The sequence below is a fragment of the Bacillus sp. 5w2 genome, from assembly GCF_054353775.1.
The window spans coordinates 52,296-64,142 of sequence record NZ_JBTIWT010000028.1 but is presented as its reverse complement, the minus strand read 5'-3'; the positions used below and the strand labels follow the sequence as shown (position 1 = coordinate 64,142).

The 11,847-nt window shown below is 34.9% G+C and carries 13 protein-coding genes and 1 pseudogene; 6 read left to right on the top strand and 8 right to left on the bottom strand.

The features are described 5' to 3' along the window. Together ACXY7N_RS28660 and ACXY7N_RS28655 are read right to left on the bottom strand one after the other, a co-directional pair. The coding region (locus ACXY7N_RS28660) for a collagen-like repeat preface domain-containing protein (protein ID WP_488592829.1) at positions 1-510 on the bottom strand (510 nt) is incomplete at its 3' end. Between the two features lie 113 nt (positions 511-623). Next, positions 624-1,589 carry a tyrosine-type recombinase/integrase gene (locus ACXY7N_RS28655; protein WP_016135182.1) on the bottom strand — a complete coding sequence of 322 codons (966 nt, stop codon included), beginning with the start codon at positions 1,587-1,589 and terminating at the stop codon, positions 624-626. A 266-nt stretch (positions 1,590-1,855) separates the two neighbouring features. Between ACXY7N_RS28655 and spoVK the strand changes: the two genes are divergently transcribed. After that, positions 1,856-2,812, top strand: coding sequence for a stage V sporulation protein K (gene spoVK / locus ACXY7N_RS28650; protein WP_016135181.1), 957 nt, complete (start codon positions 1,856-1,858; stop codon positions 2,810-2,812). Between the two features lie 31 nt (positions 2,813-2,843). Here the strand turns inward: spoVK and ACXY7N_RS28645 are convergent, their stop codons facing one another. Continuing rightward, entirely contained in the window at positions 2,844-2,981 is a 138-nt protein-coding gene (locus tag ACXY7N_RS28645; RefSeq protein ID WP_016086714.1) for a hypothetical protein, read from the bottom strand. A 99-nt stretch (positions 2,982-3,080) separates the two neighbouring features. Then, positions 3,081-3,704, bottom strand: a complete 624-nt coding sequence (locus ACXY7N_RS28640) for a trimeric intracellular cation channel family protein (RefSeq protein ID WP_000312270.1) — start codon at positions 3,702-3,704, stop codon at positions 3,081-3,083. Positions 3,705-3,796: 92 nt separating this feature from the next. Here ACXY7N_RS28640 and hflX point away from each other — a divergent pair, with 92 nt between their 5' ends. The 4 genes from hflX (at position 3,797) to glnA (ending at position 8,283) form a co-directional block, all read left to right on the top strand. Beyond that, on the top strand, positions 3,797-5,071 hold the full coding sequence (hflX, locus tag ACXY7N_RS28635) for a GTPase HflX (RefSeq protein ID WP_016135180.1): 1,275 nt from the start codon (positions 3,797-3,799) through the stop codon (positions 5,069-5,071). Further along, the gene (locus tag ACXY7N_RS28630; RefSeq protein WP_000460296.1) at positions 5,064-6,335 is read left to right on the top strand and encodes a methionine gamma-lyase family protein; all 1,272 of its coding nucleotides are present in this window, start codon (positions 5,064-5,066) and stop codon (positions 6,333-6,335) included. Before hflX ends, ACXY7N_RS28630 begins: the two co-directional genes overlap by 8 nt. Before the next feature lie 175 nt (positions 6,336-6,510). Further along, positions 6,511-6,900 (top strand): transcriptional repressor GlnR, encoded by a 390-nt coding sequence (gene glnR, locus ACXY7N_RS28625; RefSeq protein ID WP_000656779.1) that lies wholly within the window; start codon positions 6,511-6,513, stop codon positions 6,898-6,900. Positions 6,901-6,948: 48 nt separating this feature from the next. Next, positions 6,949-8,283: a type I glutamate--ammonia ligase gene (gene glnA, locus ACXY7N_RS28620; RefSeq protein ID WP_000135339.1), complete on the top strand. Its 1,335-nt coding sequence runs from the start codon at positions 6,949-6,951 to the stop codon at positions 8,281-8,283. Positions 8,284-8,397: 114 nt separating this feature from the next. On the opposite strand, the pseudogene ACXY7N_RS28615 reads toward glnA, so the two are convergent. The 4 genes and pseudogenes from ACXY7N_RS28615 to ACXY7N_RS28600 all read right to left on the bottom strand — a co-directional run. Continuing rightward, positions 8,398-9,189, bottom strand: a pseudogene (locus ACXY7N_RS28615) (site-specific integrase); the annotation flags it as partial. Between the two features lie 108 nt (positions 9,190-9,297). Then, positions 9,298-9,555, bottom strand: a complete 258-nt coding sequence (locus ACXY7N_RS28610) for a hypothetical protein (protein ID WP_016086718.1) — start codon at positions 9,553-9,555, stop codon at positions 9,298-9,300. 94 nt (positions 9,556-9,649) lie between these two features. Next, positions 9,650-10,033, bottom strand: coding sequence for a hypothetical protein (locus tag ACXY7N_RS28605; protein ID WP_016086719.1), 384 nt, complete (start codon positions 10,031-10,033; stop codon positions 9,650-9,652). A gap of 190 nt (positions 10,034-10,223) precedes the next feature. After that, a complete protein-coding gene (locus ACXY7N_RS28600; protein WP_016086720.1) occupies positions 10,224-10,481 on the bottom strand; it encodes a hypothetical protein in 258 nt (85 codons plus the stop codon). 945 nt (positions 10,482-11,426) lie between these two features. Here ACXY7N_RS28600 and ACXY7N_RS28595 point away from each other — a divergent pair. Next, on the top strand, positions 11,427-11,810 hold the full coding sequence (locus ACXY7N_RS28595; protein WP_016086721.1) for a (deoxy)nucleoside triphosphate pyrophosphohydrolase: 384 nt from the start codon (positions 11,427-11,429) through the stop codon (positions 11,808-11,810). Positions 11,811-11,847 lie beyond the last annotated feature (37 nt).

Here is an 11,847-nt window from a genome sequence, read left to right as displayed (position 1 = left end):
ACCCGTGTTACCTCGAGGTCCAGTAGGCCCGGTAGGCCCTCTGCCGAACGAAGCTGAATTAACTAGAGTAGTTTGTAACTCTGCAATTAATTTAAGGAGTTCTTGGAGTGTACAATGATCGATTCGGAATAACTTTGTGATGTAAAGTAAATAATTAATTAAAATTTGGAGTTCAACAAATACAGCACTTGCTATGAAGGTTGGGTTTCTTAATATAGTTATTAAGTTTTTTATAATAGCTAATCCTTGCGCTTTTAGGGAGGAAGTAGCGTCTAGTGAACAAATAAATTTACTTAGTAGGTTCAATGTATCGATTAGATCTTCAATATTTTTGGGAGATGGATTTGCGAAAAGTTTGGGGATTATTTTTGTTAAATCAATAATGATTGCGCGAAATGTTCTAAGTTGTGATTTAGTAACTGGGATTGATGGGGTATTTGGAATTCGTCCGGCGCTACTTGGAAAGCATGGTTTGGAGAATTTGTTTTGACTGTCGTCATAACGAGACATTAAATCTCTCCTTTCTAATGAGAATGTGAATGAAACTCATCATAGTAGATGCAAAAATTGGTTAAATGGTCATAGTAAAATCGTTTGTTTGAAGAAAAAATAGAAAAAACGCCTTAAGATAAGGCGTTTTTTCTATTTTCTGCGTATTGATAATATCGTTTTAGTGAAATTTTTGATTTGAATCCAGCTAGTTTTATAATTTCTGACTCCGGAGTTTCTTTTTTTATTAAGTTTAAAATATAGGTGTTACGAAAATGTTGTCCTGAGATTCCTTTGCGTAAATTAGCTCTAGATACTTCAAGGCGAATCATTTTTTGGATAGCAATTTCTGTTAATCCCTTCGGTGCATCATTTTCGTATACCCATCTGTATGTTCCGCGATTAAAATCAAATGCGATAAATAATGGATCATTACTATGATATTTTGGACGAACGGGTTCAGGGATGCTTTTGTAATAAGTATATAGTTGTTTTTTGTCTTCGCTGGTTAATGTAATTGTTCTTTCTACTCCTGCGGTTGCTGGTATAGATAATGTGTTAGTTTCAAAGTGGACGTGATGCATAGTTAATGCTGTAAGTTCCTGTAAGGATAATCCATAGTCGATTAATAAGTTTAAAATAGCGATATTACGATCCATCAATAAAGGGCGCACAGGACGTTGTTTTTCTGAAAGTCCTTCTAATGAAGTGACTATATGTTTTAATCTTTTTTCTTCATCAGATGAAATGAAATCTTCATTGCGAAGCGTGCGGTCTGGTTGGATAGAAATTTCCATATTCTTTAATGGATTAGGGATGTTTAGAAAGTGATGCATTCTATTTAATACAATAAATACACGGTGCATCGTTTTCTCTGAGTAATGTCGATTCTTTTTTAAGTCGAAAAAATAATCTTCATAGTCTTTTGTACAAAGTGTAGCCCATATATTACTGGAAGGGAGCTTTTTGTTTTTTTCTAACCAATGTCCGAAATCTTCAATGTCATAAACATAACGTTTAATGGTTGAAGGTTTTCGGCCTTTATTCAATAAAAAAATAGAAAAGGCTTGTATTGTATCATGGAATTCCGTTGTCTCCATAGTCCCACCACCTTCATTATTTCTTATATTATAGCAAACTTTTCTGAAAATAGTCATTTGCAAGGGAGACAGGAATAATAATATTTGGTGAGTGGATAAAGTGAAACTTTAATCAGTGGGGATTTTGTTAATCCCTCGATGATTATCAGCCTACACCAATCGGGCATTTACGGGCAATTATCTGCCGCCTAACTTCCTAACATTTGCTGAATTTTGAGGTGGGAGTCTTACTGCTCGCAAATAGCGGGATAAAATGAGGTGATTGTATGGAACAATCGATGCGAAAGAAAAATAATAATCAAATTAACATTGTGTTAAATCATCGAAAGAAAATTTCTTTACCGGCCGCAGAAAATAAAACAGTAATTTCAAATGAAACTACAACGAAACATGAGATGCTGCAAAGAATTGAAGAAGAGATGGGGAAGCTTGTTGGGATGGATGATATAAAAAAGATAATAAAAGAAATATATGCTTGGATTTATGTGAATAAAAAAAGACAAGAAATAGGATTGAAATCTGAGAAGCAAGTACTCCATATGTTGTTTAAAGGGAATCCAGGTACAGGGAAGACAACTGTTGCTAGAATGATAGGAAAATTGTTGTTTGAGATGAATATTTTATCAAAAGGGCACTTAGTTGAAGCTGAACGTGCAGATCTTGTAGGAGAGTACATCGGACATACAGCTCAAAAAACAAGAGATTTAATAAAAAAGGCAATGGGAGGTATTTTGTTTATAGATGAGGCGTATTCATTGGCTCGAGGAGGAGAAAAAGATTTTGGGAAAGAAGCAATTGATACGCTTGTAAAACATATGGAAGATAAACAGCACGGTTTTGTATTAATTTTAGCTGGATATTCAAGAGAGATGAATCATTTTCTTTCATTAAACCCAGGACTGCAATCACGTTTTCCGTTTATAATTGAATTTGCGGATTACTCAGTAAATCAACTGTTAGAAATTGGAAAGAGGATGTATGAAGAGCGTGAATACCAGTTATCGAAAGAGGCTGAATGGAAATTTAGAGATCATTTACATGCTGTAAAGTACTCGTCGCAAATTACATCGTTTAGTAATGGACGATATGTACGGAATATTGTTGAAAAATCGATTCGTACACAGGCTATGCGGTTGCTACAAGAGGATACGTATGATAAATATGATTTAATTGGGATATCAAGTAGTGATTTGATGTTTGAAGAGGAGACGCACAGTACGTAAACTGTGCGTCTGTTTTTTTGTATAAGTGCTTTTACTCTTTTTTTGCTTTTTCTTGATAAGATTTATGGAAGCGTTCCATTTTAGCGCTTTTTTCGTGTGCAGAATTAGGATCGTGTCCAATTTGACCCACTGAGCTTTTTTGGGCACCTTTATTCACATGGTTTGTCATTTGTATTCACCTCGCTTTGAGGATTAGTATAAACATTATGTAAAGAAAAACTCATTGGAAAAGAAAAACCTCTTTACGATCTGTAAAGAGGTTAGATTGCTATTTATGCATGGAACGTTCTTTTGTATCGATACGTCTATGCGGTAAATGCCATTTGTAATGAATAGAAACCATGCGGAAGCAAACAATTAAAATGAATAAGGTATATAGAGCCCAATCGCTAACAATAATTTGAGCACCGATTAAGAAACCTGCTAAAATCGTCCAAAAGGCATATACTTCAGCTCGAAGGACGAGAGGCTTTCTTCGGGCTAAAAGATCGCGGATGATACCACCGCCAATACCAGTTAAAACAGCTGCTACGATTGTAGCGCTAATTGGTAAATTTAATTTTTGTGCATATAATGCTCCTTGTACGGCGAATGCTGATAAGCCGATAGCATCAGTGATATTTTCCCACTTTTTCCAATGTCTAATTAATTTATTAGGAAAAAGAAAAATAATCGTCATTGATAGTAGTGCGATTTGGAATAACATGTCTTGTTGCCAAAACGCGACAATCGGATAACCGATTAATAAATTACGAAGGGCACCTCCCCCAAATGCGGTTGCCATTCCTAAAATATACACCCCGAAAATATCATAATCCTCTTCCATTGCAACAATGGCTCCACTTAGTGCGAAAGCGATTGTGCCTATGATGCTAAAAATCTCCCATGCCATGAATTTTCTCCCCCGCTAACTAGATGAAATGTGCTTCCTCTGCTATTATATTAGAAGGTTTAAATTTCGAAAAGGATGAGTGAACATATTTGATGGAAGAAAAAGAAAAAGTCATATTAGTAGGCTGTCAATTGCCACAAGATGATGATGAAAAGTTTATGCATTCCATGAAAGAGCTTGCATCGCTAGCGAAGACTGCACGAGCAGAATTATTAGTGTCTACAACGCAAAAACGACCGAAGTTTCATCCGGCGACTTATATAGGTAAAGGTAAATTAGAAGAGCTTACAATGTTAACGGAAGAATTAGAACCGGATGTTATCGTATTTAATAACGAATTAACGCCGAGTCAAATTCGGAATTTATCCTCAGTATTAGATGCGAGGGTAATTGATCGAACGCAACTAATATTAGATATTTTTGCGCAACGTGCGAAGTCGAGGGAAGGTAAGCTTCAAGTAGAATTAGCTCAGTTGCAATATACAATGCCACGTCTTATGGGGCAAGGATTGTCTTTATCACGTCTTGGTGGTGGTATTGGAACGAGAGGGCCAGGTGAGACGAAACTTGAGACGGATCGTCGTCATATTCGATCACGCGTTGATGAAATAAAGAAACAACTTGCGATTGTTGTGGAACATCGAAAAAGATATCGTGAGAGAAGAAAAGATAATAAAGTATTTCAAGTTTCATTAATAGGATATACGAATGCGGGAAAATCTACACTGTTTAATAGGTTGACGGAAGCAGATACGTTTGAAGAAAACTTGTTGTTTGCAACGCTAGACCCGACGACAAGGAAGATGCCGTTACCCTCAGGTTATACAGTATTACTAACTGATACGGTTGGTTTTATACAAGATTTACCTACGTCATTAATTGCTGCTTTTCGTTCGACATTAGAAGAAGCTGGTGAAGCGGATGTTATTTTACATGTTGTTGATTCTGCAGATCCTAATTATATAGGGCATGAGAAAACAGTAAAACAATTATTGTCAGAACTTGAAATCAATCATATTCCTATTATTACGTTATATAATAAAAAAGATGAGTTACATCAAAACTTTATTCCGTTTCCGAAAAATGACTTCTTAATGACTAGTGCTTTTGAAGAAAGTGATTTATTACATATAAAAGAAGCGATAGAAACGAAAATGAAGGAAGAAATGAATCGTTATCAAGTGGAAATTCCTCCGAGTGAAGGTAAGTTGTTAACGTTATTAAAGACAGAGACACTATTAACAAAGATGGAGTTTCTGGAAGATAAATTTGTGTATAATTGCGCAGGGTATATTTTTGCTCATTCATCGCTTAATGTGCAATTAAAGAGATTTTTAGTGGAAGAAGGAGAAAATAAAAATGTTTGATCGTTTGAAAAATGGAGAAAAAATTGCTCCAATCGTAAAAGAAGTAGAGAGCCAGATTACAGAAGTTCATAAACGCGCGGATGAAGTAATTGAAAGTAATCAGTTTCGTGTATTAGAAAGTTTTCGTAAACATAAAATTAGCGATTCACATTTTATTCCTACGACAGGTTACGGTTATGATGATATTGGCCGTGATACGTTAGAAAAAGTGTATGCGGATGTATTTGGAGCGGAAGCTGGTCTTGTTCGCCCGCAAATTATTTCAGGTACTCACGCTATTTCTACAGCGTTATTCGGTATTTTACGTCCAGGAGATGAGTTGTTGTACATCACTGGTAAGCCATATGATACGTTAGAAGAAATTGTTGGCGTACGCGGAAAAGGTGTAGGCTCATTTAAAGAATATAATATTGGTTATAATGCAGTTCCGCTTACTGAAGAGGGGCTTGTTGATTTTGGAGCTGTTGCGGCTGCAATTCATAGTAATACGAAGATGATTGGTATTCAGCGCTCAAAAGGTTATGCTACTCGTCCGTCGTTTACTATTTCTCAAATTAAAGAGATGATAGCGTTTGTTAAAGAAATTAAACCTGATGTTGTTGTGTTTGTAGATAACTGTTATGGGGAGTTTATTGAAGAGCAAGAGCCGTGTCATGTTGGTGCGGATTTAATGGCAGGTTCGCTTATTAAGAACCCTGGCGGTGGAATTGTGAAAACTGGTGGTTACATTGTTGGTAAAGAGCAGTATGTTGAAGCATGTGCATATCGTTTAACATCTCCAGGAATCGGTGCAGAAGCAGGGGCATCTTTATATAGTTTGCAAGAAATGTATCAAGGTTTCTTCTTAGCGCCACATGTAGCGGGACAAGCGCTAAAAGGTGCGATTTTTACAGCTGCATTTTTAGAGAAGTTAGGAATGAATACATCACCGGCATGGAATGCACCAAGAACCGATTTAATTCAGTCTGTTCAATTTGATGATAAAGATCGTATGATTGCATTCTGCCAAGCGATTCAATATGCATCTCCGATTAATTCTCACTTCACTCCATATGCGAACTACATGCCAGGGTATGAAGATGATGTAATTATGGCTGCGGGAACGTTTATTCAAGGTGCAAGTATTGAATTGTCAGCTGATGGTCCAATTCGTCCGCCTTATGTTGCTTACGTGCAAGGTGGGTTAACTTATTCACATGTAAAGATTGCGATTTGTTCTGCAATTGATGCATTAATTGAAAAGGAATTATTAACAATTTCTTAACGGGAAGCTGTCGATTTCGACAGCTTTTTTCTAATGAAAGTAATGATTTATTTCATTAGAAAAAAGAATGAAAAAATTTATAAAAAAATCATGTAAGAAAAGCTAACATCTATTGACACTAAACATAACATGGTATAAAATGAGAAGCAGTTAAGGCGAAGGAGGAACTGAAACAATGAAAGAAGATAGACGTTCTGCCCCGCTGTTTCCTATTGGTATTGTTATGGATTTAACACAATTATCTGCACGTCAAATTCGCTACTATGAAGAGCATAATCTTATTTCTCCAACCCGTACAAAGGGGAATCGTAGATTATTTTCATTTAACGATGTAGATAAGTTGTTAGAGATTAAAGATTTATTAGATCAAGGCTTGAATATGGCTGGTATTAAACAAGTGTTACTAATGAAAGAAAATCAAACAGAAGCAGTGAAAGTAAAAGAAGAAACGAAAGAAATTTCAAAAACTGAGCTTCGCAAAATACTTCGAGACGAACTACAACATACAGGTAGATTTAATCGAACTTCATTGCGACAAGGTGACATTTCAAGGTTTTTTCACTAAAGATAACTGATTCTGAAGGTGTTTAGAGGGACTAAGGAGGAATTTATAATGGCTAGGTACACAAGAGAAGATATTTTCCGTTTGGCGAAAGAAGAGAATGTAAAGTATATCCGCTTACAATTTACGGACCTTTTAGGAGTAATTAAAAACGTAGAAATTCCAGTGAGCCAATTAACAAAAGCTCTTGATAACAAAATGATGTTTGATGGATCTTCTATTGAAGGTTTCGTACGTATTGAAGAATCGGATATGTATTTATATCCGGATTTGGATACTTGGGTAATTTTCCCTTGGACAGCTGAAAAAGGGAAAGTAGCTCGATTAATCTGTGATATTTACAATGCAGATGGCACTCCATTTGATGGTGATCCACGTAACAACTTAAAACGTGTATTAAAAGAAATGGAAGCATTAGGATTCTCAGATTTCAATCTTGGACCAGAGCCAGAATTCTTCCTATTTAAGGTAGATGAAAAAGGAAATCCAACATTAGAATTAAACGATAACGGTGGATACTTCGACCTTGCGCCGATGGATCTAGGGGAAAACTGTCGTCGTGATATCGTTCTTGAACTTGAAGAAATGGGCTTTGAAATTGAAGCGTCTCACCATGAGGTTGCTCCAGGGCAACACGAAATTGATTTTAAATATGCAAATGCAATTCGCTCATGTGATGACATTCAAACATTCAAACTTGTTGTAAAAACAATTGCTCGTAAACATGGTTTACACGCAACATTTATGCCAAAACCATTATACGGTGTGAACGGTTCAGGTATGCACTGTAACTTATCACTATTCAAAAATGGTGAGAATGTATTCTTCGATCAAAACGGTGAATTACAATTAAGTGATGATGCTCGTCACTTCATCGCAGGTATTTTAAAACATGCACCAGCATTTACAGCGGTAGCAAACCCGACTGTAAACTCTTACAAGCGTTTAGTACCTGGATATGAAGCTCCTTGTTACGTAGCATGGTCTGCACAAAACCGTAGCCCATTAGTACGTATCCCTGCATCTCGTGGTATTAGTACACGCGTAGAAGTACGTAGTGTTGACCCAGCTGCAAACCCATATTTAGTAATGGCTACATTATTAGCAGCAGGTCTTGATGGAATTAAAAACAAATTAACTCCACCAGCTGCAGTAGACCGTAACATCTATGTAATGACAAAAGAAGAGCGCGAAGAAGCAGGTATCGTTGACTTACCAGCAACATTAGCGCAAGCATTAGTTACATTACAATCTAATGAAGTAGTATGCGGTGCACTAGGAGAGCATTTACTTGAGCACTTCATCGAAGCGAAAGAGATTGAGTGGGATATTTTCCGCACGCAAGTACACCAATGGGAACGCGATCAATATATGTCTCTATACTAAGAGGCTTAAACCCTTGACACACAACGTGTTGAGGGTTTTTTTATTTTGTGGGTAAAACACTTTTATTTGAAAGGAGAGTAATTCACCCACAAAACACCCACAAAAAAATCAAACTTACCCCAATACGTTATTCATATAAGCTTCAAACCCTGAAATAGAATCCTTATTAATTTTGTCGCTAATATGAGAGTAAACGTTAGCAGTGATTTCTATACTCTTATGTCCTAGTCGATCTTGAATGTATTTCATACTTGCACCAGACTCTAATAAAAGAACCGCGTGGGTGTGTCGTAATGAGTGTATTTCTAGTCTAGGTAAATTTGCTTTCTTAAGTATGCGTGAGAATGCATTGAACAATGTTGACTTCGGCAAGAAATTTCCATCTACTCTTGAAAAAACTAAATCTAATTCATGTTCATATGCATCTTGTAAAACAAGCTTATTAGCATTTCGCCATTTTTTATGTGCCAGCAATTCATCGACTAATGTTTTAGGAATCATGATAGTACGTTTAGAAGTAAATGTTTTTGTATCTCCAAATAATTCTTCTTTTGTTTTAGCTGTAAAATCCAATGTTTTAGAAATAGTAATAGTATGTTCTTTTAAATTTATGTCTTTCCATTGTAAAGTAGCAGCTTCACCTTTACGCATACCAGTATTCAGAAGTGCTTTGAAAAAGATGTAATAAATATAGTTGTATTGATAAGAAGTTTTTAAGAAAAGAGGAATGTCTTCACTTCGCATGTATTTTAGCCATTCTCTTTCTTTATTGTTCTTATTTGAAATAACTACTTCTTCACAAGGAGTGTTTTCGATTTTTTTTAAGCTAACAGCCGTTTTCATAGCATTGTTCATTGTAGCGTGGATAATTTGAACAGTTCGCTTACTGTATTCCTGATCAGTTAGCAAAGGAAGAACATACTATATTACTGTAAATGAAACCTACGTATATGTGAAGTAATAGGAAAAGCCGGTTCCTATTAAAGGAATCGGCTTATATATTTGTTCATTTCATTATGCTTCATATGCCATGCTGTCAGGAAAGTCTTCGTTTCTTTTTAGACATCGAACAATCCTAGTACATGCACAATTAAAATAATGTTCTCTCATTGTTTCTGAATCTACTAGAGCTTGCTCTAAGTCATAAAACATTCGTTCTTTTTTATTATAATACATTTTTCCTATTTTATCGGGTGATTCAGAAGGATAGTATTGATAAACAACAATCTCTTCATCTTCAAATTCTTTAGTCATTAATAAACATATTGCCATAAATAAAGCCCCTTTTATTTATACTGAATTTTATGTTTGGAGTTGTCTGAGAAAAATGATCTCCTGATTTCTAGTTTGAAATTATTGAGGATGACTAGTCTTCTTTTAAAAATTCAATATTAATTCTATCAACTTCAATTTCAACGAACGTATTAAAGTATTCGCTATGTTCTGGAAAACTTTCATCTTCGTCTTTAATAATGATCCCTGCATCAATAAATTCACGATTTAATATCCCGCTAATACGATATTTAAAAGAATCATCAATTCTTTTTAAACTTTTAACTCCAGCTATGCCCTCATTTATTTCGAAATCATCAAAAATCGTAATATTGAGAATAACAGGATAACTTTTCCCTTCTTCAATTATATACGGACAAACAGTGGAGAATCCTGTAAATACTACACCGTTAATATTTATTGTAACTTCCTCTTCGATTAGTTTATTGTTTTTTTCTACATATGCCATATATTTCATGTTTTTTTCTCCTATTATTAAGCGTGTTGTTACTAAGGTTAATAATCTATGTTTCAATTATACCCCTTTTAGGTAGGGGATAGATGTTACTGTAAATGAAGTCTATGTATACGTCTATTAACCTAGTAGCAGTATGAAAAAGAAATCGGCTCTTTATTTGAGCCGTTTTTTTATATCCTTGTTTGTTGTGTTATACTCCGTATGTCATTTCTTCCAAAAATTCTCCACCACTCTTGATACATTGCATTATTCTGCTACATGCACAATAAAAGTAATGTTCACTTGTTGCAGTTGATTTTACCGGAACTGGATCTATTTCATGAAACATTCGATCTTTTTTATGAAAATACATTTTTCCAACTTTATCTGGATATTCTGAGGGATAAAATTGATATACAACTATTTCCTTGTCTTCAAATTCTTTATTCATTGTAATATGAATTGCCATAATTTATCTCCTTTATTGTTTTATTCTCTATCAATTTCAGGTATTTCCCAAGGGCGACCTGATTTTACAGTTGCTGCATGTGCTGTTTTGTAATCTGTTTTGAAAATCCCTTCAAATCGAGATTCAAAAATTTCATGGTGTAATAAATCTATATCACTTGGAAGGTGCTTACCTGATTCTAATCGTTTCTACGCTAATGACATTGGATAATCGGGATCAAAGTAACCTTTACTACCATCTTTTAGTACATGTTCTTTAAAAAACACATAATCTTTTGCTCTTTGAATACGGTGCTCATTAAAACCCGTATTCTCTGCTATCGCTCTTACATCAGAGGTACTTTTCTTCTTGTAAATAAAGAGTTCATCAGGAGAAACCTTACCATATCTTCCTACTGATTGAATGGTTATCTTTGAAGTGTGTGTTGCTTTTTTACCTGTATTTACAGCTTTAGTCTTAGCACCTTTAGCAAAAGTGAAATAAAAAAAGTGCCGACTCTTAATCGGGTCGGCTACATAATAAAGGTAATATAATTAATAGTACCTTTGCATTTTTAGACATATATATTGTCCTCCTATTTATTTGGAATTTCCCTAACTTCTTTGATCCATTCGGATGGATATCCAAATGGTAATAGTATTTGGTCTTCATCACCTTTAAATATCGTTCCAGACCTAGTGGTTTGTTTTTCAGCTCGTCCTATCTGTAATATTGTACCTGATTAACATATGGAACCATAACAAAAATTATATAAATAAGATATGTAAATTTTTCGTCCTTAAGAGAAGTTTTGAGTAGGAATATTTTTGATGAATTAAGGTGTAAATTTCCTAATTTATATCTTGCTAGGAATTAAGTGTTAAGATACGGTAATAAATGAAAGAAATAAATAGTAAGGAAGATAATGATTAAATTACAATAATTCGCATAAGGAAGCGATCAAAAATGAAGAAAAAAATATCAGTCGTTGGTGCAGTTATATTAAATAATGATAATCACGTACTTTGTGCATTACGTTCCCCAAAGATGTCACTTCCAAATTATTGGGAGTTTCCAGGTGGTAAGATAAATAAAGGGGAACATCCGCGAGATGCTTTAGTACGTGAGATTAAAGAAGAATTGGATTGTTTTATTACTGTAGAGGAACAATTAAAAGCAGTTGAACATGAATACGAGAATATAATTGTTCACTTAGTTACTTATAAAGCGCGTATAAAGTCAGGAATACCTAAGGCCCTTGAACATTCAGAATTGAGATGGATTAGTATTGGTCGTTTAAAGAAATTGAAATGGGCACCAGCTGACATTCCGACAGTAGAGGTATTGTAGTTATAAATATAAGATACAGCAAAATAGATGCATCGTA

Bases quoted from the DNA above. Each gene is read 5' to 3' on its own strand.
- ACXY7N_RS28655 (WP_016135182.1), bottom strand. From the start codon at position 1,589: ATGGAGACAACGGAATTCCATGATACAATACAAGCCTTTTCTATTTTT.
- spoVK (WP_016135181.1), top strand. From the start codon at position 1,856: ATGGAACAATCGATGCGAAAGAAAAATAATAATCAAATTAACATTGTG.
- ACXY7N_RS28645 (WP_016086714.1), bottom strand. From the start codon at position 2,981: ATGACAAACCATGTGAATAAAGGTGCCCAAAAAAGCTCAGTGGGTCAA.
- ACXY7N_RS28640 (WP_000312270.1), bottom strand. From the start codon at position 3,704: ATGGCATGGGAGATTTTTAGCATCATAGGCACAATCGCTTTCGCACTA.
- hflX (WP_016135180.1), top strand. From the start codon at position 3,797: ATGGAAGAAAAAGAAAAAGTCATATTAGTAGGCTGTCAATTGCCACAA.
- ACXY7N_RS28630 (WP_000460296.1), top strand. From the start codon at position 5,064: ATGTTTGATCGTTTGAAAAATGGAGAAAAAATTGCTCCAATCGTAAAA.
- glnR (WP_000656779.1), top strand. From the start codon at position 6,511: ATGAAAGAAGATAGACGTTCTGCCCCGCTGTTTCCTATTGGTATTGTT.
- glnA (WP_000135339.1), top strand. From the start codon at position 6,949: ATGGCTAGGTACACAAGAGAAGATATTTTCCGTTTGGCGAAAGAAGAG.
- ACXY7N_RS28610 (WP_016086718.1), bottom strand. From the start codon at position 9,555: ATGGCAATATGTTTATTAATGACTAAAGAATTTGAAGATGAAGAGATT.
- ACXY7N_RS28605 (WP_016086719.1), bottom strand. From the start codon at position 10,033: ATGAAATATATGGCATATGTAGAAAAAAACAATAAACTAATCGAAGAG.
- ACXY7N_RS28600 (WP_016086720.1), bottom strand. From the start codon at position 10,481: ATGGCAATTCATATTACAATGAATAAAGAATTTGAAGACAAGGAAATA.
- ACXY7N_RS28595 (WP_016086721.1), top strand. From the start codon at position 11,427: ATGAAGAAAAAAATATCAGTCGTTGGTGCAGTTATATTAAATAATGAT.